Consider the following 25,836-nt stretch of genomic DNA (forward strand, 5'->3'; position numbering starts at 1 on the left):
GACATGAACGTTAAGTGGCTCGACCTCGACACTGCGCCGCACTTGCCCGCGCTCTATGCCCATGCCGCGACCAAACGCAGTATCACCGGCGACACGTTGCCCGAAACAGGATTGCGCTGCTGGGTGGCGGTTCAAGCCAAACCGCTGCAAGCGTTTCGCGCTGTCTGCGATGTGCCCGATAGCCCGCTTTTACCGCCGACGTATCCCCATGTACTGGCCTTCGGGCTGCAAATGCAGTTGCTGAGCGACCCACACTTTCCTTTCCCGCTGCTGGGGCTGATTCACCTGAGCAATCAGATTCGGGTGTTACGGCCTATGGGCGGCGTCACCCAATTGCGCATTGGCGTCTACGCGCACAACCTGCAAAAGCATGCCAAAGGCGCGACGTTCGACGTGGTCACTCAGGTGGATGACCTGCTCGGCCCGCTGTGGGAAGCGCAAAGTACCTTGCTGTGCAAAGGCGTGGAAATGCCGGGCGAGGTACCCGAGCATGCCGCCAGCGTGGTCAGTGGCATGAGCGAACTGACGCGCTGGTACGCGGCAAACGACATTGGGCGCCGCTACGCGAAAGTGTCCGGTGACTACAACCCGATTCACCTGAGCACTGCCAGCGCCAAGCTGTTCGGTTTGCCGAGTGCCATCGCCCACGGCTTGTGGCTCAAAGCCCGCACGCTGGCGGCACTGGGTTCACACCTGCCCGCAGCGAATATTGAGATCACCGCCGACTTCAAAAAGCCGGTGCGCTTGCCCAGCGAGGTTATTTTGCTGACCAGCGCGGCGGGTTCCAGTGGCGACTTTCAGCTCAATGGCCACGGGGACCTGGTGCACATGACAGGGCGCTGGCGACCGTTGGGATAACGCGTAATCGCGGCGGTAAACCCCGTAGGCTGCGAAGCGTTGCGTCGCCACGGGTTTGGCGACAGACAACGCGCAGCCTGCAACAGCGACTACTTGCACCAAGGCGCATTCAGTCGCAAGCTTTGCGCCTTCTGGAGAGCACACCTGCAATGAACCTCGACGAACTGACCCAACGCCTGCACCGCATCCGCGATAACAACGACTGGAAGCCCTTTCACAGCCCGAAAAACCTGGCCATGGCGGCCAGCGTCGAAATGGCCGAGCTGGTGGAGATTTTTCAATGGCTGAGTGAAGACCAGTCGCGCCAGCTCCCGGCTGAAAAACTGGCGCACGCCGGTCAGGAAGTAGGCGATATCGTGTTGTATCTGTTGTTGCTGTGCAGCGAACTGGGCCTGGACATGAACGAAGTGGTGCGCAGTAAATTAGCCGACAGCGAAAGGCGTTTCAGCAAATGAGTGACCGTCACTTCGATCAACTGGCCACCCGCTTCGCCGAAAAAATCTACGGCGGCGCCAAAGGGGCCATTCGCCTGGCCGTGTTACAGGCCGACCTTGAAGAGTCGCTGCCAAAACGCCCGTTGCGCGTGCTGGATATTGGCGCGGGGCTTGGGCATATGTCGCTGTGGCTGGCCCAGCAAGGCCACGACGTGACCCTGGCCGAACCGGCCGCGCCCATGCTCGACGGCGCACGTCAGCGCTTCGCCGAAGCAGGCCAAAGCGCTACGTTCATTCAAGCCTCATGGCAAGAACTGCTGGGCCAACTGACTGAACCTTACGACCTGGTGTTGTGCCATGCGGTCCTTGAATGGCTGGCCGAACCCCACGCGATCTTGCCCGTGCTGCATCAACTGACCGCCAAAGACGGCTGGCTGTCACTGGCGTTTTATAACCGCGATGCGCTGATCTATCGCAACTTGCTCAAGGGTCACTTTCGCAAGATGCGCAAGAACGACATGGCCGGCGAAAAACAAAGCCTCACCCCACAGCAGCCGCTCGACCCACGGGAGCTGGCAACGGCGATGCAAGGCTTATGGCAGGTCGAAACACAAAGTGGCGTGCGCGTGTTTCACGACTACATGCCGGTCGAGTTCCAGGCGCGCGCCGAACTTGACGCGCTGGTTGAAATGGAACTGGCGCACCGTCGCCATCCCGCCTTCGCAGGTTTGGGCCGCTACCTGCATTGGGTGTGCCGCCCGGTTTAATCGCTCACGTTTGAGGGGAGCCTCATGTATCGCCGCGTTGGGTTAATTGTTTTGAGCCTGGGGCTGGGCGCCTGCCAAAGCCCCAACCCTTATACCGCCACCTCGCTGCCGATGCCGGGTGCACCGGCGCATGCCGCCAATGCAGTGGACTTAAGCGCCTACCCGGCCCCGCCCCGCGATTACGGCCGCTACCAAAGCTGGGGCTGGCTCAAGGGTCGCCTGCCCGCAGGAACGGCGTGGGCCGACTCGGCACAGATCGCCGACGCGGTGAGTAATGCGCTCGATCAACGCGGTTTGCGCCCGGCGCAACCCAACCAGGCGCCTGACCTGTGGGTGAGCGCAGATTTACACACAGAAAAACGCTTGCGTCAGGTTCAGGACGACTATGGTTATGGGGCTGGATACGGCGGGGTCTATGGAGACCGTTATGGTCGCTATGGCAACCAATACGGTATGTACAACACCGTGCCCATCGTGCGGACCTACGAAGTGGAAGTCATGGTAGTGCGGCTCAGCCTGTATGACGGTAAAACCGGCGAACCCGTGTGGAGTTCCAGCGCTGAAACCAGCAGCAAGGGCAGCCTGAGCGAACGCGAAAAAGCGTTGCGCGAATCGTTGAACACAGCAACACAGGCCTATCCTCCTCATTAAGACTTGTTGAAGTGGAGAGTCATCATGCTACGTCGTATCGCGCTCGTGGGGCTGGCGCTGTTACTCAGCGCTTGCGAATCCATGCAAGTCACACACGATTACAACCCTTCAGTCGACTTTGCCAACTACCAGACGTGGGCCTGGAAAGAACCCGCCCTGCAATTTGTGCCCAATAACCCGATGCTTAAAAGCGACCTGACCCTGCAACGCATCACGCAGGCGGTGGCGTATCAGCTGGACCAGCGCGGGTTGCGCCAGGTGACGCCTGCTACCAAGGCCGACCTGTGGGTGCAGACCTACCTGATCGTCGCCGAGCGCCAGGAGCAAGTGGTCACTAACTACGGTTATGGCTACGGCGGCCCTTGGGGTGGACCGTGGGGCGGTTATTGGGGCGGCCCATGGGAAGGTTACTGGGGCCGCCCGGCTTACGATGAGGTGCGCAACATCAACTACCAGGTGGGCACGTTGCAGATCGACCTGATAGATGCCAAAACCGACAAGCTGGTGTGGCGCGGCAGTGCTGAAAAGGTGGTCGACACCAGCCCCACGCCACAAGAGCGCAGCGCCGCCATCCATGAAGCAGTGAGCAAAATCCTCAGCGACTACCCGCCTAAGCCGAAATAGGGCCACGGGTGCGCATCGTTAATCGCTGACGTCTATTGCGCGGCTGAGTAGCGATCGTAAAACCCTGGAATGTGGTGCATCAAGCACAGCGCCGTTATCAGGTTTACGATCGCTTCGCACTCGCACGTTGCCTTCGGCCGCTGCGACGGTGGCCATGAGTTGGCCGCTCAGTCACCAAAGCTGGCAACTCGCCAGCGCACGGCGCACACCTTGACTACACTCCTTTTCACCCTTGGAGAGTTGCGCTCGGCAGCAAGCCGGCAAAGGAGTGCTCGATGTCTCCCCAATTGCGTGGCGTGTGCTTAAGCGGCCCCCGGCAACAACGGGGTGCAATCGGTTTGATCGCAGCACTGACCCTGGGTCTGGTGCTGTTGTTCATGTTGCTGGTGGTGGACAGCGGGCGCTTGTATCTGGAACAGCGCAAGTTGCAACGGGTTGCCGATGTGGCCGTGCTGGAAGCCGTCAGCCGGGGCGGCAATTGTGCAGCCGCCGCCGGTTCGAACACCGCCACGGTCTACTCCGTCGCCAGCGCCACACGCAACAGTTTCACGCCCTCTACCACCCAAACGGTGAGCGCCACCTGCGGCACGCTGATTACCGGCAGTGACAAACTGCGCAGGTTCAGCGCCGATGCGAACAAGTCCGACGCCATCCGCGTTATCACCACCACGGTGGTCCCGACCAGCGTCGCGGGTGGGTTATGGGACCTGTTTTCCAAAGGCACCTTTGGCTTTAACACCCGGGTGACGGCAAGTGCGGTGGGGGCGTCACCCAACGCCACACTGGCGCAAATCAGCATTCGCAGTACATTGGCGAGTGTCACCACAAATTCACAGGCCGCCGTGCTCAACGCCGTGATCGGCGGGCTGGCGGGGGGCAGCCTCAACCTGACCGTGGGGGGCTGGGATGGGCTGATCAAGAGTGATATCAACCTGCTCAGCTATATGAACCAGTTAGCCATTGACCTGAAATTGACCGCGGGGGATTACACCAGTCTGCTTGCAGCCAAAACCAACCTGACGCAACTTATCCAAACCGCCGCCACCGTAATGAATGCCAACGGTGCAACCGCCGATGTGAAAGCGGCGTTGTTGGGGTTAGAAACGGCCGTAAAACTAAACCCCGCTGTGGTCACGCTGGGCGATTTGCTCAAGCTGCAAACTGCAAGTTCCACCGCCGGGCTAGACGCCAATCTACAACTGATGCAGTTGCTTCAAGCATTCCTTCAGGTGGCGAATGCCAACAACGCCGTAGCCCTGACGTTGCCGGTCAACATCCCGGGCGTTCTGAGCGTCACCGTGCGTTTGAAAGTGATAGAACCACCGCAGTTTTCAGTGGTGGGCGACCCAAGCAAGCAAAACCTCTTCGTACGTACAGCGCAAGTTCGGGCACTGATTTCGTTGAACGTTCCGTTATTGAGCAACATCGCCGGTTTAACCAATGCCATCACCGACCTCGTCGGCGGTCTGACGCCGGTCCTCAACAGTCTGCTGAGCCTCAATCTGGTCGCCACATTGGGTAATGCGCTTTGCCTGCTGGGTGCTGGTTGCCAACAGCTCGACGTTCTTCTGCTACCCACCCCGCAAATTGATATCAGTGTTGATGCCGCCTCTGCCACTGCGCAGGTCACAGGGTATACCTGCCCGACAGGCAGCAGCGGCACCAAGAGTTTGACGGTTGCAACGACCAAGTCGTTGGCCACCATCCGGGTAGGTAAAATTGATCCTGTCACGGCATTCGCTTCCAGCGCCCCGCCTACGCCTCTGGCGGTGCCGATTGTAGATGTGGGGATAAAAACGTGTCACCGCATTCTGGGCCTGATCGGCACCTGCGGCGATCGCACCCCATTCGCAGGAGGCGGAATCGGCCTGACGGTGAACGCACAGGTTGCTCCGTCGCCCTCTTCGCAGACGCTGATCTTCTCTAAAAACAGCGTCCCGGATTCCACCCCTACAAATCTCAAGCTGCCACCGACCATTCAAAGCACACCGGCCACCCAAGACGTTATCAACAGCCTGGGTACGACCCTGGCGGGTGTGAAAATTCAGGCGTATACCCCGTCGAACAATAATCCGTTAAGCACCGTTGTCCAAACTGCGACAAACGCCATCAGTGGAGTTGTGACGCTGCTTTTACCTTCGCTGACCAGTTTGCTGGGTTCTCTGCTGGACCCCATTGTTAACAGTCTGCTAAAGACCCTCGGCATCAGCCTGGTCGATGTACAAATCGGTGCGAACCTCACCTGCGGGCAAGGCGGGCGTGCTCAATTGGTGCTTTAAGCGGTTGCAACCACGCCCGGCAACGTCACGCAAAACCGTGCGCCGTGTTCGGTGTTGCTGACGCTCAGACGCCCGCCCATGTTGTCGATGATCCCGTAGCTCACCGACAGCCCCAGCCCGGTGCCAACGCCAATCGGTTTGGTGGTGAAGAAAGGCTCAAAAATGCGCTCCAGCAACCGCGGATCAATCCCGCCCGCGTTGTCTTGGACCCATAGCTGTACAGCGTCGTGATCAGGTTGCAGGCCAACGGCGATCCAGGGCTGGAAGTCGCGATCAGTCTCACGTTTGCTCAGCAGCGCATCACGGGCATTGACCACCAGGTTGATCAGCACTTGCTCCAGTTGATCGACGTGACCGCGCACTTGCGTCAGGCTTTGCAGCCCTTCACAACGCACCTCAACCCCTTTGCCCCGCAACCCTTCACTGAGCAACGACAAGGTGCCTTCGACGGCAACCGCAGGGTTGAACAGGTGTTGCTCTATTTCCGAACGCCGCCCAAATACCCGCATGTGATCCACCACCCGCGCAGCGCGTTGCACTTGGGCGTCGATGCGGTTGAGCTTGTCTTGCAGGTAATCAATTTGCACGTCGCCGTTGCTCAGGCGCTTGAGCACGTTGACGATGGCCATGCGCATCACGTTCAACGGCTGGTTGATCTCGTGCGCCAGCCCGGTCGCCATCTCGCCCAGGGTGGCCATTTTCGCGCTTTGGGTGAGTTGCTGTTGCGCACGCCGCACCTCGGTGTTGTCGCGCCCCACGGCCTGCACTTCGATCAACTGCCCCTGCGCATCAAATACGCCACGGTCCGACCACACCCACCACGCGTGTTCACGCCCCGGCAGTTGCAGGCTGATTTCGGCGGTGCTGACCGGGAACTCGGGGGTCAACGTGGCCAGGCGCTGCACAAACGCCTGATGCTGCTGCGCCGATAACCAACGGCTCAAATTGATCCCCGGCAGTTGGTGCGGCGCGCACTCCAGATAAGTTGCCAAGGGGCGGTTGCCAAAGCTGAGGGTCAGGTCGGGGCTGTAGCGACAAATCATCGCCGGTGAGTCTTCGACCAGCATGCGGTAGCGCTCTTCGCTGTGCCTGACCCGCTCAGCGGCCTCGCTCGCTTCGGTGATGTCCAGCCACAAGCCCACCGCTTCGACGGGCAAGCCCAAATCGTCGCGCAGCAGTTTGGCCTCATCGAGCAGCCAGTGATAAGCGCCGCCTCGATCACGCAGTCGATAGCGGCTGCTCACGCTGCCTTCACGCAGCAATTGGCGTGTGCGTGCGAAGTACTGTTCGCGGTCGTCGGGGTGTACCCATTCAATTAATTCGCCTGCCGTGCATTCTTCCAGCGTCCAGCCCAGCAAGGGCTGCAAACTGGCGCTGAAGAAGACGGGCAGTAACGCGCCCTCGGCATAACGTTGTACATAAATCACTGCGGGCGAACTGGCGATCACGCTGTCGAGCCGGGCATGCGCCGCAGCCGCCTGTTGCTGCTGGTTTTTAATGTCGCTGACATCGAGCATATAACCCACGATGCGTCGCGCGTCGCCTGCCCCCAGCACTTGCCCCTGAAGGCGATACCACATCGCAGGTTGTGTGCTGTCAGCCTGATGCAACCGGGCGCACAGCAAGCAAGCCTTGTCATGCACCAGCAGCTCATTGAAACGGCTGGCCACTTCATCGCGATCAGCCGGGTGAAACAGCCCCAGCCATTGCTCGCGAGACAAATAAGCGCTCTGCCCCGGCACCACACTGGCCGCCAATGGCGGCGCCAGCTGGAGTTGCTCAAGGGCTGGCGACCACTCCCACCAGCCGCTGCCCAGTAACCCTTGCAACGCCTCCATGCGCTCCATCTGCCGGGCATGTTGAACCTCACGCAAGCGCCCCAACAACGGCCCAGCCAACGCCGCGCAGACTTGCAACCAATCGTTATCGCCCATCGCGGGCGGATGCGCAGAGGCCGGGTACATCCCCAACAACAACCACGCGCACACGCCCTGATGATCGCTGTAAGGCACCAAAAAACCGTCGGCATTGGCGAACAACCCGTTGAGCCTTGAATGTTCGCGGTTGCCGTGAAGGGGTTCAAAGCGCTGGGGGGCCTGGCCGTAAAGGCTGTCGAGTGCGCTGCCGGCGGGTTGATCGACCTCCCAGAGCGCCGGGGCGTCATGGCGATGAAACGCGCTGTAGATCGTCCATCCCGCTTGCGCGTTATCCGCTAAGGCCAAGGCGACGCACGGCACATGCCAGAGCTGCGCCACCTGTTGCAGCATGTCGCTCACCACCGCCTGTAAACGTGAAGGGCTGCATTGGCGCACTTGCTCGCTCATGTGCGTGGTGAGCAGTTGGCAACGTTCGCGACTGTGGGCCTGTTGGTTGCCCAGCAAGAGGTCGCTGATGTCCAACAGTTGCAGCAGCCAGCCGTCAGCGTGCGGTTGCACCCAGCCCCGGGTGTGCACAACGTGGCTGCCTGCCCCTTGAAACACGAGGTCCAGACTTTGGCCCTGCCAGTCCACTGGCGTGCCTTCGAGTGCCAGCGTGCTGCCGGGCACCAGATAATCAATCAGCAAGCGCGCAGGGCCATTGCCCATGACCACACCGTGATGCTGCGCGCCGTGTATTTCCAGAACATGGCCCTGCGGGTCGAGCCGCACTTCAATCCCCGCCTCCAGGCGCGGCGCCGAACGGGCGGGCACAGGTGAACCCGCATGAGTGCGGCCCAGCAGGCGCCCGAGCAAACGCTCGCTGGTAATCAAAATTGCAGGCTCGACTGGGCCGTCAACGTCGTCGGCAGATTGGGCACCCTGATGTTACCCGGCAGCACCAGCACTGGCAGGACCGTACTCAGCGCCGACGACGGCAGGCTGACCGTGACCGTCAAAACACCCGCGCTGTAAACCGCCGTTTTCTGCACGCTGCCCTTTAGGCCCGTGGGCACCCACGACAGTTGTTCGCCCAGCACGGTCAGCGCGCGCGCCTGCACATCCGCGGTGTAGGTACTGGGTGACACGGTGGGGTCCAGCGCCACACTGCGGCGCACCGCCTCAGCCGTCGAGTGATGGAATGATTGCATCAGCAACAGCGGCAAGCTGTAGCTGACAACCCCGTAAAACACTGCAAAAAACACCACAAACACCAGCGCAAACTCGATGGCAGCCGCGCCTTTTTGTTTTGTGCGAAGGCCTGTTTTCATGACTGCGTCTACCCTGACAACCACACGTCATATCAGCATAGAATCATTCGCCAAAAAGGGACGCCGAATACGTGACGCATTTAATCGTTCTGTTCATGTGGTTAGCGGCGTGTGCCATTCAAGACCTGTATCAGCGCCAGATCGCCAACACCTTAACCTTGGGTGGCACAGGGCTGGCGTTGTTGTACCTGCTCTGGAACGGCCATACCTGGCTCGGCGCGCCGGCCAGCGAGGGCGGCCTGGCCCTGCTGATTGTGCTGCTGTTGACACTGCCCGGTTACGCGCTCAATAAATTCGGCGCCGGTGACGTGAAGCTGCTGATCGCACTTGCTCTGGCAACCGATCGTCTGACGGTACTGGGCACGTTTATCGGTGCAGGTGTGTGCTTGCTGACGTGGACTCTTTTCGCGTCAAAAATCTTCCCGTTGATCTATCAACGGGTTACACCCTCTGAGACCCCGCCACTGGACGCCGCGCCAAAAAAAGTCCCCTTCGCGCCCTTCCTGCTGGCAGGTTTTAGCCTGACGACACTGTGCCTGACGTAGTTCAGACATAGGATGAGCTCCATGTACAGCGTGGGAAAGTAGGTCTACTTTTAAACAAGCTTCCTCAAGAAGAGGAAAGCTGGACGCCCTTAATTGGCTTGCCAGGCATGGAGTAACGCGTGAACACGCCCAGTCCTCTAATAAAAGTAATGGTGGTCGATGACCAACCGTTGATTGTCGAAGAACTCTGCGAGTTTCTGGAGAGCAGCGGTTACCGCTGCGTGCCATGTGCATCGGGCCGTGAGGCGCTCGAAAATTTCAAGGACGACCCTGAGATCGGTCTGGTGCTGTGTGATTTGCACATGCCCGACATGAATGGCATCGAACTGACCCAACACCTGCAAAAATTTGCGGGCAAAAAAAGGCTGTTTGAAAGCATCCTCCTCACCGGTCGCGCCGACAAACAAGACGTGATCAAAGCGCTGCGTTGCGGGGTCGCCGACTACTATCAAAAACCGGTCGACCTCAACGAATTACTCGAAGGCATTCAGCGTCAGGAAACACTGTTGCGCGAACGAATGAAGAGTGAACAACTCGGGCATTTGAACCAGAAGCTACAGTTCCTGGCCGACTCCATTGACGACCTCTACCAAGACATGGAAGCCGTGCGCCGCCCGCCTCGTACCACCTCCAGCGACACGGGTTCAAGCGAGGACAGCAACGCCTTGATGCCTGCCATCTTCCAGCAACTGTCGCCGCGCCAATTGGACGTGGCCCGGTTGGTGGGCAAAGGCCAGACCAACTATCAAATTGCCTGTGATCTGGGCATCACTGAAAACACCGTCAAGTTGTATGTCTCGCAGGTACTGCGCCTGACCCACATGAACAACCGTACTCAGCTGGCACTGGCCTTGTCCCCCAACGCCAACGCGCAACAGCACCGATTGACCGCGCACTGACCCTTCCCGCGCTGTAGGCGCTCCGCCAGCCGGAGCGCCGTGGTTGAAGCCGCCGCACACAACCTGCGCCAGCGGCTACGCACTGCATCCAGGCCATAATCCGCTACCTGGGCCGTGACAGCCCCCATCAATTGGACTTGCCGCTCCCGCCACTCGATTCCTGTTTGTAATACTCGGGAATCTCATGGTCATAACTTTTCAACAAGCGTTGCAGGCTTTGTTCGCGCTCTTGCGGGGTGACCGTTTGCGGCACGGCTGACTGCGCTTTACCGCTGACTTGAATTTGCAACCAGTTTTCGGTTTCTTGCTGATAGGTGGACGATGGCCCAGGCTCGATGGCCCACACGCTCATCGGCATTACGGCCAATAACAACCCCATACGCACTGTTAACGGCATGGCACACCTCCAATTATTTTATGGCTGCAACCTGATCACTGGCCGCTTTGGCTGGCACCTTGAGCGCTTGGGCGCGCGCTTGGGCATCGCTCACTTGTTGCGGGGTCAAACCGGCACGCGTGACCAGCTCCGCCGCCTGCTGCCAGTTGTCTTGATAGATCAACAACGTCACCAAATTCAACGCCGCCAACCCGTCGTCTTCCTTGCTCAGTTCCAATGCCGTCAGAAACTCGAAACGCGCATCGTCAACACGCAACAAATTCAGATACACCACGCCCAAGTCATTGCGGATGTTGGCATCGGTGGGCGCCAGCCGGGCGGCATTTTGCAGATACGTCAGCGCCTGTGCGTTGTCCCCACGCCCCACCGCCAACTGGCCCAGGCCATGTTCACCGTCAGCCGCTAAACAGGTGCCCAGCAACCCGCGATACAGCGGCTCAGCTTCGCTGCGCCCCAACTGGCGATAGATGCGCGCCTTGCGCAACTGCACTTGCCCGTAGCGCTCGGGCAGGCTTTGCAGGTTGGCCAGGCTGGCGTGCAGCTTGCCTTGCTTGGCCATGTCATCCGCCAGGTTCATGGACAGCTCCTGATCGCCACTCAACTTGGCGCAACTGCTGTTCAGGGCCAGCCACGGCGGATTACTGGCCCCAGGGGTCGCGCAGCCGCCTAACATCAGCAGCCCAAACGCAGCGATCACAGCTTTCATGCACACACTCCTGATCATGAGCCAAAGGCCCGTGAGATAGCGATAATGCTCGGCCCGCCCAATACCATCAGCAAGGCCGGGAACAGAAACAACATCATGACCACCGACATCTTGGCCGACATTTTTGAGATGTATTCCTGCATACGTGTAAGGCGCCGGTCATCGAGCAGGCTTTTCAGTGCCTGCAATGACTTCATCGCGCCGCCACCCTGTTGAATCAACTGCTGAAGAATCACACACGTGTCATCAAACTCGTCCACGGCCAGCAAGCTCGCGGCTTTTTGCAGTTCCTGGCTCAGCTCCAGCCCCGAGTCCACCCGGGCCAGCACCAGTCGCAACTCTGCGGTCAGCACCGGCAATAACTGTCGTGCTTCTTGGCTCAGTACCCGCAAAGCCTGTTCAACCGCCATGCCGGACTCAAACAGGATGCGCAGCAACGGGATAAACGTGGAAACTTCAGTGGCCACCTGCTGTTGACGCCGAACGGCTGCGAACGCCAATAAACGCTTGGGCAGCAGATAGCCAACCGCCATGCCTAAAAGCAGCACGATCCACACGTTGCCCGAGCGCGGATACAGCACTTCATGGCCCACAAACGTCAGCCCGGCCACCACCACCGGGGTGCCAATCTGGAGCGCGGCAAACAGCGAGCGCTGACCCGCTGTGCGCCAGCCCACGCGGTTGAGCAGTGTCTGTGTTTCGGTGTCGAGGGTGATGGAGCGCTGGCCGATTTTGCTATTGCCCAGCGCCCGCAGCCACACATTGAGCTTGCCGGCCCTGGTGGTCTCACCTTGTAAGCGCTGGACCACACGTTGCTGACGCAGGCGTTGCTGGATCACGGCATTGATCACCAGCGCCAAAGCGCCCAGCAGCAAAACGGCACTGATCAGCAACGCCATGTCATACGCTCCTTACCATCCGCCACAGCGAAAAGCTGCCTATCACCTGCATCGCCAGAGCTGCCAGCAGTAAATGCTGCCCCGCTGAGTCGTTCCATAACGTGGGCAAATAGCCCGGGTTGGTCAGTGAGAAATACGCCACTAAAAGAACCGGCAGCACGCCAAGCACAATGGCGGTGATGCGCGTTTCACCAGTCATGGCCTTCAGTTGTCGAGCACCTTGCTCACGCTCGCGAATCAGCACGATCAGGTTTTCCAGCAGCTCGCTGGCGTTCCCGCCATAGCGGTGGTTGACCCTCAAGCCGAGCGCAAACAGACGAAACTCATCACGCTCATACAGCTGGGCAAAGTCTTGCACCGCGTCGGGCAAGCTCACGCCCAGCTGTACGTTGCGCGACACACGGCTGATGCCCGTTTTAAGCGGGTCACTCGACGCCTCAATGGCATGTAGCACGGCGTCAGCCAACGTGCGACCGGCCTTCAAGCTGCGCACGCAGTGATCAAGCAACTGCGGCAGTTGCTCAACCATGCGCCGCACCCGACGTTGATAGCGCCAACTGATGAACACCCTCAACAGCAACGGCGGCAGCAGCACACCCGCGATGAAAAATGACCACCCGCCCAGTAAACCTGCCACCGCGATCACACCCGCCCACAGGCCAATCCACAGCCCCAGGCGTTCAGAGGGCCGCCCTAACCCGGCTTGCAAAAAGGCCCGGTCCAACCAGGCCACGCCCACCGCCTTGGCGCCCGATTGAGGCTGCCCTTGGGCCAGGCGATCAAGCACCCGGCTGGTGGCAGGATCGCGCATCACATGAAAAACAATAAACAGCCCCAAGCCGAACATCAGCACCGCGAGCAAGAGCAATATCAGGGCCGGGATCATGGGCAGCGCCTCAACCGTGGAGATTCACAATCGGTTCACGACGCAATTTGTCGCCCGCCGGGTTGAGTGCTTCGCGCATAAAGCCAAAACCGGTGCGCCGGTCCAGTCGAAACAGGGTGTTGGTCACGTAAACGTCATCGCGCACGCCGACCACTTCCAGCACCTCGCTGACACAGCGGCGTCCATCGGGCATGCGCGTCAGTTGAATAATCACATCCAGGGCGGCGCAGATCATTTGGCGCAAGGTTTTCTCTGCCACCGTGCGCCCGGTCAGGCCCACCAGGGTTTCCAGGCGCAGCAGTGCATCCTGCGCAGTGTTGGCGTGTACGGTACTCATCGAGCCGTCGTGGCCGGTGTTCATCGCCGTCAGCACATCGAGCACTTCGACGCCGCGAATCTCCCCCAGAATGATGCGGTCGGGGCGCATGCGCAGGGCGTTGCGAATCAAGTCGCTGGCTTTGACTTCGCCGTGGCCTTCGGCATTCGGCGGGCGGGTTTCCAGACGCACGACGTGCGGGTGCCCCAACTGCAATTCGGCGACGTCTTCAATGGTCACCAGGCGCTCGTACGGGTTGATCAACTGGCTGAGGATGTTAAGTAGCGTGGTCTTGCCGGTGCCCGTACCGCCGCTGATCAAAATGTTGCAGCGCTTGCCCACCGCCTCTTGAATAAACTCGTAAATCGCCTGGTCGATGGTTTGCATCGCCATCAGGTCAGTGCTTTTAAGCATGTCTTTACGAAACTTTCGAATCGACAGGCACGGGCCGTCCAGCGCAATCGGCGGGATGATCGCGTTCACCCGGCTGCCATCCGGCATACGCGCATCCACCATCGGCGAGGACTCATCGAGCCTGCGCCCCAGCGGCGCCAAAATACGCTGCATCACCCGTTCAACGTGGTGATCGTCAATAAAGCGCAGCTCGCTCTGGTGCAGGATGCCGTCGCGTTCAACAAACACCCGGTGCGGCCCGTTGACCAGAATCTCGGTAACGCCCGGGTCGCGCAGCAGCACTTCCAGCGGGCCGAAACCGGTCAGTTCGTCGACGATTTCTTCGGCCAAACGCTCCATTTCATAGCGCGAGATCGCCAGGTGCAGGCGGGATACGTACTCGGCAACTTTGTCCGTCACAAATTGCGACAACGCCTGACGGGAGTCTTCAAGCAGGTTTTTGCCGGACTCTTCGATCGCATCGATGATGTAGCGATGCAGCACCAGTTTCAGGCTGTCGTGATCAGCATGCCCATTCTTGGTATGCAGGCCCGCACCGAATAATTTTTCGCCGCTCATTTAACCCCCCACAGGCGGTTCAACCAGTTGGCAGACGGTTTTTCCAGCCCCTCGGAACGTTTGGCAAAGCGCTCGCCCAAGGTTTTGAGGCCCTGACTCAGCGCTTCGCGCGGGGCCAACTCGAACAGGGTGGTGGCCTGGTTTTTGGCGTTCATGCGCAGTTCGTCGCTGGGGGGCAAGGTGGCCAGCACTTCAAGGCCAAAACTTTTGGCCAGTGCATCGGCGTCCGGCGCGACGCCGCGCAGGTAACGGTCCACCAACAGTCGCGCATGTTCGAGCTTCATGCCCTTGGCGCGCCACAGGTTGAGAATGGCCAGGTTGCGGCGGCAATCGAGTACGTTTTGATCGGTGTACCACAGCAACTTGTCGCAATGGCTGACAAAGGTGCGCAAGGCTTCACTGTCAGGCTGGCCCGTGAGGTTCACCACAATGTGCTGGAAGTGCTGACGCAAGGCGCTGAGCAACATGTACAACTCGGCGGCGCTGGTGTGCTCCAGCGGTTCGTCGCTGTCACTGTAGGCCAAAATCCGCATCCCGCCGGGGGCGGTGGTAAAGGCACTGTCAATCAGCGTGCTGTCCAGGCGGCGCAAATGCCGCAAGGCGTCGCCAAAGTAGAACGTGCTTTCAAGGCCCAACATCGCAATGCTGTCGCCACGCGGCAAACCCAAATCCAGCAACAGGGTGTGTTGACCGCTCTTTTGCACCACCAGCCCCAGATGACTGGCCAGCAACGCGCCGTCCGCATTGCACTGCGCGCTGTACATCACGGTCAAGCCACCCAGTTGCGCGTTCGGCGTGACCGCTGGCAGACGCTTGCTCAGGCGCCGCACCAGCCCTGCGACCTCGCTGGAACGCGAACCATAGGCGACAAAGTCACGCGCTCCGGCGCGCATGGCGTTGAGCACCAGTTGGTTGTCCATGCCATCGCCCAACGCAACAATCGCCAGCATCGGCTTGGCTTCCAGCGCGCCTTCAATCAACGCGCACTGGGCCACGACTTTTTCGCGGTCCAGCCCCACAAACACCAACCCGGCGAAGGTCACATCCACCAGTGCCAGCAGCTCGTCCAGGCTGCTGGTGCCCGCCCCCACCACTTGCCCCAGTGGCGCCAGCGCCCCCTGCAACCATTCAAGATCGGTGTTGTTGCGCGTCAGTGCGAGAAACGTCTGGCTCAGGCTTTCGCTCATTTGGATAACCCGCTACGGCGATTGAAATTGCCGTTTTCAAGGAAATACAGGCGATACCAATTGGGGTCGTAGTTGCGCAGTTTTTCGCCAGGCAACGACGGCAGTTGCGCGTTGGCCGCCAAGGGTTGAATCAAATGCGGGGTGACAATCATCAGCAACTCGCGCTCTTCGCGGCTGATGTTGGAGGAGCGGAAAAACGCCCCCAGAATCGGGATATCGCCCAGGCCGGGGAATTTATCCACCTGGGAGCTGTTGCGCGAGCTGATCAACCCACTGATGACAAAACTCTCGCCGTCGGCCAGCGAGATGCTGGTGTCGGTGCGGCGCACCGTCAGGCCGGGCACCAGCGTACCGGCGATGTTCACCGCATTGGTGTAATCCAGCTCGCTGACTTCGGGGGCGACTTTGAGCAGGATGCGATCACGGCTCACCACTGTCGGGGTCAAGGTCAGGCGGATACCGAACTCCTTGTACTCAATCGACACGTTATCGCTGCCGCTGCTGGGCACCGGGATCGGTACCTCGCCTCCCGCCAGAAACGTCGCACTTTGACCGCTCAACGCGACCAGGCTGGGACGCGCCAGGGTGTAGGCAAAACCGCTGCCTTCCAGGGCATTGATCATCGCCCTGACCCGCCCGCCGCCAAAGCCGATGTTGAAGTACTTGTTATTGGCGGGAGGGCCGCCCGTGATGATGTTTTCGGCCGTGGTAATCAGCGCCCCAGGCGAGCCGAGCAGAAAGTTGCTGCCCATGCCAAAAATCGAAGTGCTGGCTTCCTGAAGCTTGGTGCGGCTGACTTCGACAAAACGAATGTCGGTCTGTACCTGACTGGGCAAGGTCGGGTCTTCAGAGGGCGCAAGGGACGCCGTGGTGAAGCCGGTGCTGGCCTTGCCTTTGACGAACACCATGCTCTGGCGTGGCGATTTGGAGCACGCGGTCCAGACCATCAAGCTGGTAGTGCCGGGGGCGACGCCCGTCAGCAGAAAGGCACTGTCACCATTGGCCTGCACATCGGCAATGCTCGGGTCGCCCACTGCAATGCGGGTAATGCTGACCGGCGAATCCAGTGCTTGCTGGGTGCCTTGCGCCACTTCCAATACGGAGGGCAATGCCCCCAATGACGCGCAACTGGCCGAGGCCGCCGCGGCCATTTGCACACACACACCACTTAACACCAGCGTCCAGACAGCGCGTTTTAACAGCGGCACACAACGTTGACTCATGCTGGGCTTCCTTGCAGATCAGGAATTTTATTGGGCAGGCTGTTGGGCGGTTTGAGCGCCCCGAATAATCTCTATACCGCGCACCCGAGGGGCGCCAGCAGGGCGAGTGGCCGGGGCTTCGACCGGGCTTGCCATGGCTAATTGATTGAACTGATAAAGCCCGCGCCTGGCCGCTTGCACGTTGCTGGAGGCGTCTTCATCCCCAGACCAGTACTTGCTCAAACGCTGTTCTTGCGCGCTGCGCACCGCCAGTCGCAACGTCCCGGCCTGCGTCGCGAGCATTAATTGATTGACCAATGGTTCGGGAATGGCGAGCACCACCGTGCGCGCACTGACCCGGCGCGCCGCTTGCTGTTGCGCCTGCTCGGGCGTGGGTGCCGGGCTGGCGGGCTGGCCGTCACTGGTCAGCCCCAGTTCATCGCCCAGACTCAACACCCGCACCGCCGGCAGCACCAGTTGCGCCGAGGGTTCAGGGTTGGCCGTGTCCTGGCGCAGGAACAACAAAATATCAACGTAATCACCGGGGCCAAACTGCCCGGCAGCACCGCTCACCTCGTCAATTGCCACGGCCAGCGCACGCTCGTCCGGGCGAATCATGCGCGCCAGCGGCCCGCCCACTTCGAAGCTTTGTTCGGTCAGCCAAGTGCCTGCATTGAGCGCGCGCCACGGCGTTCGCCCCACCGCCTGTTCGATAGAGGTCAAGCTGCCAACGGGCGCTGTACGCAATTTTTCCAGCGTCAAATCTTCGGCAGTCAGGGCCACATGCGGGGCTACATCACGGCTCAACACCACCACCGATTGCTTGGTCTGATCCTCAAGATTAGCGGCGCCCTGCTCCACCACTTGGGCCACAGGCACGGGGGCAACAGGCTGATTGCGGGTCAACATCAACCCCCAAAAACCGGCTGCAATGGCGCCTAAAAAAAGGACGGCGGCCAGTACCAGACTGCGACGATTGTTCATATTGGCACTCCCTTCCCACTGCGTAAGGCAGACGAAAAATCATTCGCAATCAGGTAGCTATGAACGTCAAGACGGCTTGCAACCATTTCGCTATTTGAAGGTAGCGCAGCTAGGACAAAACGCCATTACTGAGCGGATTATTTCTAGCTGATAAATCAGCCACTTTGATTTGTTTACCTTTTTTGGATCCGCTTCGCCTGAGCGGGATGGATTAATACTTTGTGATTAATCCTTTCTTACAGTTGTGAGCTTGAGCTTTGTTGACAATGCTGTGGTGGCAAATAGGAATTATGTCGCACCACCGTTACACAGTGCCCGCCTCGGCGCACTAAGGAGAAGTCAGATGCTTTTAGATACTGTTCTTAAAGTGTATGCGCCGGTTCAGGCGTTCTGCGTCTACCACACGCAGCAACTGATCAAACGCAAGGACGGGGCATCAGGTATTGAATACGCGATTATTGCGGCGATGGTTGCCGTTGCACTGGCGGCATTTGTGCCCGCTATCTCAGGTGCGGTCAGAAACACATTCAATACTCTTACGACGGCTATAGGCGGCACACCCCCAGCTTAGTTTTAGCCTGCGCTTTTATCTGTCAGGGCTACACTTGGCCTTTCCCCCAGCAACAGGACTGCAAGATGACCGCCTCTTCGTCACGCCAACAACTGCTTCTTGTGGATGACGAAGAGGACGCACTTCTGGAGCTGGCCGAGCTGCTGGAGGGCGAGGGTTTTTGTTGCTTTACCGCGGTGTCAGTCAAGATCGCGCTGCAACAGCTGACCAAACACCCCGACATTGCGCTGGTGATCACCGACCTGCGCATGCCTGAAGAAAGTGGCATTGCGCTGATCAAGCGCCTGCGCGAACACACCGCCCGCCAACATCTGCCGGTGATTGTCATGTCGGGCCATGCCGACATGGACGATGTCAGTGATTTGCTGCGCTTGCAGGTGCTGGACCTGTTCCGCAAACCCATCTACCACGTACGTCTGTTCGACACCCTCAACAACCTCTTCCCACTGCCCACCCTAAGACTGGCTGAGCACTGATCCCCCGTCATTGTGAGCACTGTACCCCGCGTAGGAACGGCCGCCAGCTGCGATGTTGAACGTGGCAGGTCAAACATCGCAGCCTTGGTCAGCCACCCCAAGTACGTCTTACAACTGGTAACTGAAGCTCAAGGTGTAGCGCGGGCGACGGTTGAAGCTGTCCAGCGCCATGTCGGACATGGGTTTGGCCACTTCGAGGGCGATGTTGTAATAACGCTTGTCGCCAAAACGCAGGCCCACGGCCGCCGATGACATGTCCGAACCTTTGAACGGTAAATCGTTGAACCAGGTTTTGGCCTTGTCCAGCACCCCATACGGCTGCAGCAATTTCACCCACTCACCGTCCCGGTTAAAGCTGTAGTTGACCTCATACGCCACCCCCCAGCCTTTGTCGCCGGAGGCTTGGTCGTCGGGGTAGCCACGGCCAAAGTTCTGCCCGCCAAACACCGCGCGCTCACTGTCGGGCAGGCTGTCGCTGCTCCAATACAACGCGCCGGACATCACGCCCTGCCAGTTTTCAAAGAAGGTGTCGCTCTGTACGCCCGACAGGCGCAGGCGGAAAAAATCGAGGTCGTATTGGTTACCGGTCAGGCTGGTTTCGCTCTTGGCACCCAAGCCCTTCATGCCCTGATACAAACCGGCGCTGACGATGCGCAATTGCTTGGCATTGGATTTGCGCCAATCCCCCTCAAACGCCAAGGCGCGCACATCGGTTTTTTCGCTGATGCTGACCGGAAAACCGACCACATCGTAATCCGTTCTGTCGTTCACCCCATACAGACGCGTGCCGACGCTGAGCCACTGGTTAGGCGCGGCAATCAGCGGGTGGCTGACGCCAATCGAGAAGCGATCATTCTCGCGGTGCGGTTTGAGTTCAAAGCCGTCGCTGGTGGCAATGCTGCTGCCGGGGTCGCTGCGATAACGCGCACCGTACAGGCTCAACTGGGTGCCTTCGGCATTCAGGTATTGGCTGTAGTCGATGCGGTAGTAATGTTCTTTGTCGTTACCCGGCGGGAACAGCCCGCTCAACGTCAGTTGCTCAGCCATCGCCGTTTGCGAGTTGCTGCTCACACCCAACAACGCCTGCGTGCTGTCACGGCTGCCTTGGGTGAGGCTCATGCTGGTGGTGAACGGCTTGCGGCTGGCGTTGATGGTCAAGGTTGAGGCGCCATCGGTGGTGCCCGGCGGCGGCACTTGCGCTTGCAGGGTGACACCCGGAATGCGGCCCATCAACGTTGCGTAACGGTCGAAGGTCTTACGCGTCAAAGGGCGCTCGCCCTTGAGCTTGTCCACCAACTCATCAATAAAGCCTTTCACCCGACCGACATCGCCTTGCACGGTGTAGTCACGAATGTAGCCTTCCACCAGCACCACCCGCACCAGCCCTTGCGCAAAGTCCTGCGGCGGTAGATAGGCGTAAGACAGCAGATAACCATCGGTTTGATAGCGCGTGGTGAGGGTGCGCGTGGCATCGATCAGTTGTGCCAGGCTGATTTCATGCCCAAGCAGCGGTTGATACGCCGCGCCCAACTCCTTGAGCGGGTACACCGTGCCCCCTTCAATCTGCAATTTACGAATGGTCAGCTTCGTGCCCATGACCAGCGGCGGTGGTTCGACGGCCCCAGGCTTGGGTAGTTGCAACGCAGGCTTTTGCGGGCGATAAGCATCGACCGGCAGGTTGGGCGTGGGCAGGGTTTGCATCGTGTCATTGCTGTTGAGAAAACGCGGCAGCGGCTCAGCCAACGCATACGGGGTCAAAGCCAGACACAGAAAAGGAACGCAAGTACGCATATGACACTCCTTGGTCAACAACCGCGACATGACGAGGTGGACGCGTCGTCTGACTGCAACGCTACCCGGTGCAATTCCTACATTCCTCGCATGAAAAAAGACGAGAGATTCATCTGAACCTCTCGTCTCAACCAACTGTAGGCGCTGTAGGTAAGGCCGTCGAACCGGCCAGGTGCAATTCGTTAGTTTTTCTTGCCCAGATTGCCCAGGCCACCGAGTACGCCACCCAGACCACCGGTTGCAGCCCCGCCCTGGGCGGGTGTGCCACCGTTCAACAGCCCCCCGACAGCCCCCACTGTAGCGCCCACGGTATTGACCGTTTGACCGACCGCGCTCACCACTTGATTGTTGCTGCCCGCATCCACTTTGACCCCGACACTGCTGACTGCACCGCCCACTTGATTGAGCAGGCCACTGACCGGTGCGCCCACGCCCGTCGCCGCCCCGACGTTTTGCGTGACCGTCGTCACCGCACTGGTGACCGGGTTAAGCGCGGTGCCGACCGTGGTGGTGACTGCGGCCAAAGGCGCTCCGGCTGCGTTATTTGCGACACCTGTGCCGCCCAACGCCCCACCGATGGACGCCACGGTATTGCCCAGGGCATTGCCATTAGCGCCCGCCGCATCCACCACACCGCTGGTGCTGCCACCTGCCAGACCGGTGCTGACACCGTTAACCACGCCACCGACGGTTTCCAGCAAGCCGGCGCCAGCGATGCCCGGCAAACCACCTGAACCACCCCCCGCGCCACCACCGGTGGCCGGAGCTGGATTGACATAACCCCCGGCTTTATCAGTTGCACCCGCGACGCCGCCCAACACACCCCCTACCAAGCTGGTGACCGGGTTGCCATTACCCGTGCCCGCCACCTTGTCACCGAGGCCACCCACCACCGTGCCTACTTTGTTCAGCAAACCGTCCACGGGAGCGCCAACGCCTGTCGTTGTGCCCACTTTGCCGGTGACGTTTTCCACCAGCGAGATCACCGGCACCAGCACTTTGTCATTCACCCCGCCCGTCACCTTACCCAACGGTCCGGTCGTGACAGAGCCGGTCAAGGTATTGCCAAGCATCGTGACGGTATTGCCCAAATTGCCCACCACACCGCCAGTTGCGTCCGTGACTTTATTCACGACACCGCCCACCACCGGTATCTGGTTGATCGGCGTGTTGTCGATCAGGGTGCTGACACCCGTGCCCAGCGATGTGACACCTTTACCCAGGTCGCTCACCGCAGTCGTCGCGCCTGCCACAGTGATGCCCAGCGAGTCTTTGTCAGTGCCCAGGGTGCCGATGCCCTTGGTGATGCCGTCTGTGACCGAGGTCACCGCATTACCGGTATTGACCACCAGACCGCCGGCTGCGCCTACCACCGGTACGGTGGTCAAGGTGTTGCCCAGGCCACTGACCGTTGTGCCCACACCGCCGAGCGCCGTGCCAATCTGGCTGACAACCTGACCGGTGACTAACGGCGTGGTCCCTGCGCCAGTGCCTCCGCCTGTTCCACCACCGGTGCCGCCGCCCGTTCCGCCACCGGTGCCACCGCCCGTGCCGCCGCCAGTGCCACCACCGGTGCCTCCACCGGTGCCACCGCCCGTGCCACCGCCAGTTCCGCCACCGGTGCCTCCGCCCGTGCCGCCGCCAGTGCCACCACCGGTGCCTCCGCCCGTGCCGCCACCGGTGCCGCCACCGGTGCCGCCGCCCGTGCCGCCACCGGTGCCGCCGCCTGTGCCACCACCAGTTCCGCCACCGGTGCCGCCGCCCGTGCCACCACCAGTTCCGCCGCCATCGCCGCCGCCCGTGCCACCACCAGTTCCGCCGCCATCACCGCCGCCTGTGCCACCTCCGGTTCCGCCGCCATCGCCGCCGCCTGTGCCGCCGCCAGTTCCGCCACCATCGCCACCGCCAGTTCCACCATCGGTTCCGCCGCCCGTACCGCCATCGCCTCCGCCTGTGCTGCTGTCGGGGGTACTGGCAGCCACATGACTTTTAGAACCGCCACCGCCGCTGCTGCAACCCGACAGGCTGACAGTCATGACCAACAGTAAGGCAGTACTTGTTTTTAACCACAGTTGAGTATTCATGATCGATTCCCTTGCACCTGCTTGCCTGAGTTCGAAAGTTCTCTGCTCTGTCGTCAGAGATACGTTCATCCGTTACAGACATAACAACCCCAAGGGTCCGTTTGAACAATTCACAACTTGGTATTAACCCCTTATATAACGAGGCGTTTAATACTCTTGGGGATTAATACTTAGGGAGGGATCAGGGTTAAAAAAACCCTGGAATATCACGGATTTCTCACGTTTTAAAAAACTTCGTCAGCCGACTATAACGAACGCTATAACCGTAATTGACACCTTGGCTGTAGTCGCTGCCGCAGGCTGCGATGGACTGCCTGGCAGGCCCGTTTCCTCGACAGCCCCACGGGCTTAAGCGCAACCTGCGCCAGCAACTACAGCGAGTTACTCCACCACGCTGAACCCGACCCGCGCAGTTTGCCCGCCTTCGTCGAGTACGCTCAGCTCATAACGCCCGCGTTGCTCAAGCGTGGTGCTGAGTGAGTCCTGGTGAGCGCTGTCGCCCAATGGCGCGCCATTGAGAAACCACCAACGGCGCCCGTCCCCACCCAACGCCGACACCGTGAGCCGTAGCGCTTGCACACTGGCGGCAGGCTGGCGCAAACGGTCACCGTCGCGCACGCCCACAATCGACAGCGGCGTGACCGAATGCAGCGCAGGCGGCGGGCACTGCGTGGAGGCTTTGGGCAAGCGCGCTTCACGTCGCTCAACCCTGGGCAGCCACGGCTCCAGCGGCGCAGGCCACAGGGCGACGTCTTGCTCCTGCGCGCCGGGGCACTGCGCCCCCACACGTAAACCTTGTGCATTGACCCATATCGTTTCGCGCAAGCCCACGCCCAAAGGTTGGTCCGCCGCCAGCAAGGTGGGCGGCGTGGTGTGATCCAGCGTCCAGGCAAAGCGCTGGCGTCGGCAGTTAGGATCTGCCTTGTTCAGCGGCTGCCCCAACGGCCAACAAATGGCCGCCACCCCGACATTGCCCGGCACCGCTTGCACCGGCGCGACAATACCGCGCTGGCTGTCGCGGTTACTCAATACATCGTGCACTTGCAGCATCAGCGGTGCTGCCGACGCCAGGCCGAACTGGCCGGGCACCGGCGTGCCGTCAGGGCGCCCGATCCACACGCCAATCAAATAACGCGGCCCCACGCCTATCGCCAGTGCATCGCGAAAGCCATAACTGGTGCCGGTTTTCCACGCCAGCGACGGCCGCTGCACCAGTTCGGCACGAGGGTCACGATCAGGGCGTGCCTGACCACTGAGGATGCGCCGGATAACCCATGCTGAACCCGGCGATAACAAACGACGCTCGTGGAGTTCATCGCTGGGTTGCAAGCGCAAATTGGCGCTTTTACCGTCGCGCGCCAATGCACTGTAACCACTGACCAGGTCTTCCAGTCGGCTGCCTGCGCCGCCCAGAATCAATGCCAGATTGGGTTCCGCCAGCGCAGGCAAACTCAAGGGCACGCCGCCATTGCGCATGTGCGCGGCGAACCGTTTCGGCCCGTAGGCTTCGAGCAATTGCACCGCAGGCAAGTTAAGCGACATGGCCAACGCCGCGCTGGCCGACACCGGGCCACTGAAGCCCATCGAGAAATTCCCCGGCCGGTAATCGCCGTAGCGCCGTGGCACGTCTTGCAGCAGTGACTCGGAATGAATCAGCCCTGCGTCCATCGCCATGCCGTACAAAAACGGCTTGAGCGTGGAACCCGGCGAACGCAGCGCGCTGATCATGTCCACATGGCCAAAGCGCCGCGTGTCGTTGATGTCCACCGACCCCAAGTACGCACGCACCGCCATGTTCTCGGTCTCGACCACCACAATGGCCGCCGAGGTGTGGTCGGGCAACCGGGCGCGCCAACCCAGCAGCAGGTCTTCAAGGCGACGCTGCAAGTTGGCATCCAGTGTGGTGCGGATCAGCGGCGGGCTGTGGGGGCGATTCAAGCGCCGCGCCAGCAACGGCGCCAGGCTTGGCTCCAGACGTGGAGCCAGCAACAACGGCTCTTGCAGTGCTTCGTCCACCGCCGTTTGTGGCCACACCCGGTACTCGGCCACGCGCCGCAGCACTTTGTCGCGCGCCACCTGCGCCCGCGCCGGGTGCCGGTCAGGGCGCAACCGGCTCGGGGCTTGTGGCAGCACGGCCAACAGCGCCGCTTCGGAATGCGTGAGGTGCTGCGGCGACTTGCCCAAGTAGGCCCAACTGGCCGCCGCAACACCTTGCAACGTGCCGCCAAACGGCGCGCGATTGAGGTACAGGTTGAGGATCTGGTCCTTGGACAAATGCCATTCCAGCTGCGCCGTGCGCCACAGTTGGCGCACCTTGCCGGTCAGTGTGCGCTCGTGCGGATCGAGCAGGCGCGCAACCTGCATCGACAAGGTGCTGCCGCCCGACAACACGCGCCCGCCCGTGAGGTTTTGCCACGCCGCACGCCCCAGCGCCAACGGGTTAACGCCGGGGTGACGGAAAAACCAGCGGTCCTCATAGGTCAGCAACGCGTCGAGGTAATACGCCGACACCTGATCCGTGCTCACCGGGTAGCGCCACACGCCGTTGGCATCGGCGAAGCGCCACAGCGGTGTGCCGTCTTCGGCCAGCACCACGCGGGCCAAGTCATCCTTGGGCAACGGCAGCGGCCACACGCGGTCGGCCAGCCACAGCAAGGCGCACGCCAGTAGCACGCTGGCGAGGCTGCAGCACAGGATCTTTTTAAGCCGGGTCGACACTAACATTCGCGGGTTACGCAACTTTGCATCCTGACTGGTTGCCCAATGGGTATCTCTGGCACAGTGGCCGTCTTATTAATCGGAACATCCCCCATGCACGTCGAAAGTTTTGTTGGAAATCTGGGCCTATGGTTGGGCACGTTGGTGCGCTGGATCGTCGAAAGCCTGAGTGGCCTGTTCAACGCGATCACCCAGGCGGGCGGTAATTTCATCGATGGCATGGCCCGTGCGCTGGGCATGGACACCTCGATCGTGAGCATCGCCGTGCTGGTCATCGGGTTGCTGTTTTTGTACAACGCGGTACGCGCCTTCATGCGGGCGTCCATCATCGGTGGCGTCATCTGGCTGCTATTGGGGCTGTGGGTGTTGAGTTGGGTCATTAGCTGAAACACCGTGCAGCAGG

At 60.4% G+C, this 25,836-nt stretch carries 24 protein-coding genes; 11 read left to right on the forward strand and 13 right to left on the reverse strand.

Translation table 11 applies throughout. The features are described 5' to 3' along the window. The first annotated feature begins 3 nt into the window (after positions 1-3). From AP059_RS15780 to AP059_RS15805, 6 genes are all read left to right on the forward strand, one after another. Positions 4-858, forward strand: a complete 855-nt coding sequence (locus AP059_RS15780) for a MaoC family dehydratase (protein ID WP_059761688.1) — start codon at positions 4-6, stop codon at positions 856-858. A gap of 149 nt (positions 859-1,007) precedes the next feature. Continuing rightward, complete coding sequence (locus tag AP059_RS15785) at positions 1,008-1,313, forward strand: MazG-like family protein (RefSeq protein ID WP_048364331.1); 306 nt, start codon at positions 1,008-1,010, stop codon at positions 1,311-1,313. Beyond that, positions 1,310-2,059, forward strand: coding sequence for a methyltransferase domain-containing protein (locus AP059_RS15790; protein WP_059761687.1), 750 nt, complete (start codon positions 1,310-1,312; stop codon positions 2,057-2,059). Before AP059_RS15785 ends, AP059_RS15790 begins: the two co-directional genes overlap by 4 nt. A gap of 24 nt (positions 2,060-2,083) precedes the next feature. After that, positions 2,084-2,710: a DUF4136 domain-containing protein gene (locus AP059_RS15795; protein ID WP_059761686.1), complete on the forward strand. Its 627-nt coding sequence runs from the start codon at positions 2,084-2,086 to the stop codon at positions 2,708-2,710. A 24-nt stretch (positions 2,711-2,734) separates the two neighbouring features. Continuing rightward, entirely contained in the window at positions 2,735-3,334 is a 600-nt protein-coding gene (locus AP059_RS15800) for a DUF4136 domain-containing protein (RefSeq protein WP_059761685.1), read from the forward strand. A gap of 275 nt (positions 3,335-3,609) precedes the next feature. Further along, positions 3,610-5,613 carry a pilus assembly protein TadG-related protein gene (locus AP059_RS15805; protein ID WP_059761684.1) on the forward strand — a complete coding sequence of 668 codons (2,004 nt, stop codon included), beginning with the start codon at positions 3,610-3,612 and terminating at the stop codon, positions 5,611-5,613. Here AP059_RS15805 and AP059_RS15810 read toward each other — a convergent pair. Both AP059_RS15810 and AP059_RS15815 read right to left on the reverse strand, forming a co-directional pair. Beyond that, the gene (locus tag AP059_RS15810; RefSeq protein ID WP_059761683.1) at positions 5,610-8,363 is read right to left on the reverse strand and encodes a PAS domain-containing sensor histidine kinase; all 2,754 of its coding nucleotides are present in this window, start codon (positions 8,361-8,363) and stop codon (positions 5,610-5,612) included. The two genes, AP059_RS15805 and AP059_RS15810, sit on opposite strands and share 4 nt — an antisense overlap. Next, positions 8,360-8,800: a TadE/TadG family type IV pilus assembly protein gene (locus AP059_RS15815; RefSeq protein WP_059761682.1), complete on the reverse strand. Its 441-nt coding sequence runs from the start codon at positions 8,798-8,800 to the stop codon at positions 8,360-8,362. The genes AP059_RS15810 and AP059_RS15815 overlap by 4 nt, the downstream gene beginning before the upstream one ends. A 71-nt stretch (positions 8,801-8,871) precedes the next feature. Between AP059_RS15815 and AP059_RS15820 the strand changes: the two genes are divergently transcribed. Together AP059_RS15820 and AP059_RS15825 are read left to right on the forward strand one after the other, a co-directional pair. Then, the gene (locus AP059_RS15820; protein ID WP_082706722.1) at positions 8,872-9,345 is read left to right on the forward strand and encodes a prepilin peptidase; all 474 of its coding nucleotides are present in this window, start codon (positions 8,872-8,874) and stop codon (positions 9,343-9,345) included. Between the two features lie 119 nt (positions 9,346-9,464). Next, the gene (locus AP059_RS15825) at positions 9,465-10,244 is read left to right on the forward strand and encodes a response regulator transcription factor (protein ID WP_371260594.1); all 780 of its coding nucleotides are present in this window, start codon (positions 9,465-9,467) and stop codon (positions 10,242-10,244) included. A 127-nt stretch (positions 10,245-10,371) separates the two neighbouring features. On the opposite strand, the gene AP059_RS15830 is transcribed toward AP059_RS15825, so the two are convergent. Genes AP059_RS15830 through cpaB form a run of 8 tightly spaced genes read right to left on the reverse strand, consistent with a single transcriptional unit; the run spans position 10,372 to position 17,793 of the window. Further along, positions 10,372-10,641: a DUF3613 domain-containing protein gene (locus AP059_RS15830; RefSeq protein WP_059761679.1), complete on the reverse strand. Its 270-nt coding sequence runs from the start codon at positions 10,639-10,641 to the stop codon at positions 10,372-10,374. Positions 10,642-10,654: 13 nt separating this feature from the next. Continuing rightward, entirely contained in the window at positions 10,655-11,347 is a 693-nt protein-coding gene (locus tag AP059_RS15835; protein WP_059761678.1) for a tetratricopeptide repeat protein, read from the reverse strand. A gap of 14 nt (positions 11,348-11,361) precedes the next feature. Continuing rightward, on the reverse strand, positions 11,362-12,246 hold the full coding sequence (locus tag AP059_RS15840; protein ID WP_059761677.1) for a type II secretion system F family protein: 885 nt from the start codon (positions 12,244-12,246) through the stop codon (positions 11,362-11,364). Position 12,247: 1 nt separating this feature from the next. Then, positions 12,248-13,132 carry a type II secretion system F family protein gene (locus AP059_RS15845; protein ID WP_059761676.1) on the reverse strand — a complete coding sequence of 295 codons (885 nt, stop codon included), beginning with the start codon at positions 13,130-13,132 and terminating at the stop codon, positions 12,248-12,250. Between the two features lie 10 nt (positions 13,133-13,142). Continuing rightward, complete coding sequence (locus AP059_RS15850; RefSeq protein ID WP_059761675.1) at positions 13,143-14,420, reverse strand: CpaF family protein; 1,278 nt, start codon at positions 14,418-14,420, stop codon at positions 13,143-13,145. Then, complete coding sequence (locus tag AP059_RS15855; RefSeq protein WP_059761674.1) at positions 14,417-15,607, reverse strand: pilus assembly protein; 1,191 nt, start codon at positions 15,605-15,607, stop codon at positions 14,417-14,419. Before AP059_RS15855 ends, AP059_RS15850 begins: the two co-directional genes overlap by 4 nt. Next, positions 15,604-16,830, reverse strand: a complete 1,227-nt coding sequence (locus tag AP059_RS15860) for a type II and III secretion system protein family protein (protein ID WP_059761673.1) — start codon at positions 16,828-16,830, stop codon at positions 15,604-15,606. The genes AP059_RS15855 and AP059_RS15860 overlap by 4 nt, the downstream gene beginning before the upstream one ends. A 27-nt stretch (positions 16,831-16,857) precedes the next feature. Next, positions 16,858-17,793: a Flp pilus assembly protein CpaB gene (gene cpaB / locus AP059_RS15865; protein ID WP_059761672.1), complete on the reverse strand. Its 936-nt coding sequence runs from the start codon at positions 17,791-17,793 to the stop codon at positions 16,858-16,860. Between the two features lie 343 nt (positions 17,794-18,136). On the opposite strand from cpaB, the gene AP059_RS15870 reads away from it, so the two are divergent. Further along, entirely contained in the window at positions 18,137-18,364 is a 228-nt protein-coding gene (locus tag AP059_RS15870) for a Flp family type IVb pilin (protein ID WP_082706721.1), read from the forward strand. Positions 18,365-18,429: 65 nt separating this feature from the next. Further along, positions 18,430-18,840, forward strand: a complete 411-nt coding sequence (locus tag AP059_RS15875; RefSeq protein WP_059761671.1) for a response regulator — start codon at positions 18,430-18,432, stop codon at positions 18,838-18,840. A gap of 108 nt (positions 18,841-18,948) precedes the next feature. On the opposite strand, the gene AP059_RS15880 is transcribed toward AP059_RS15875, so the two are convergent. The 3 genes from AP059_RS15880 to pbpC all read right to left on the reverse strand — a co-directional run bounded on the left by AP059_RS15880 (position 18,949) and on the right by pbpC (position 25,439). Next, complete coding sequence (locus tag AP059_RS15880) at positions 18,949-20,631, reverse strand: ShlB/FhaC/HecB family hemolysin secretion/activation protein (RefSeq protein WP_059761670.1); 1,683 nt, start codon at positions 20,629-20,631, stop codon at positions 18,949-18,951. Between the two features lie 182 nt (positions 20,632-20,813). Continuing rightward, on the reverse strand, positions 20,814-22,715 hold the full coding sequence (locus AP059_RS15885) for a collagen-like triple helix repeat-containing protein (RefSeq protein ID WP_082712471.1): 1,902 nt from the start codon (positions 22,713-22,715) through the stop codon (positions 20,814-20,816). A 381-nt stretch (positions 22,716-23,096) separates the two neighbouring features. Further along, a complete protein-coding gene (gene pbpC / locus AP059_RS15895) occupies positions 23,097-25,439 on the reverse strand; it encodes a peptidoglycan glycosyltransferase PbpC (RefSeq protein ID WP_082706801.1) in 2,343 nt (780 codons plus the stop codon). A gap of 87 nt (positions 25,440-25,526) precedes the next feature. Between pbpC and AP059_RS15900 the strand changes: the two genes are divergently transcribed. After that, positions 25,527-25,820, forward strand: coding sequence for a hypothetical protein (locus AP059_RS15900; RefSeq protein WP_048364350.1), 294 nt, complete (start codon positions 25,527-25,529; stop codon positions 25,818-25,820). Positions 25,821-25,836: the final 16 nt, after the last annotated feature.

Origin of the sequence: Pseudomonas sp. TAA207 (assembly GCF_001529285.1) — a bacterium.
Lineage (GTDB): Bacteria > Pseudomonadota > Gammaproteobacteria > Pseudomonadales > Pseudomonadaceae > Aquipseudomonas > Aquipseudomonas weihenstephanensis.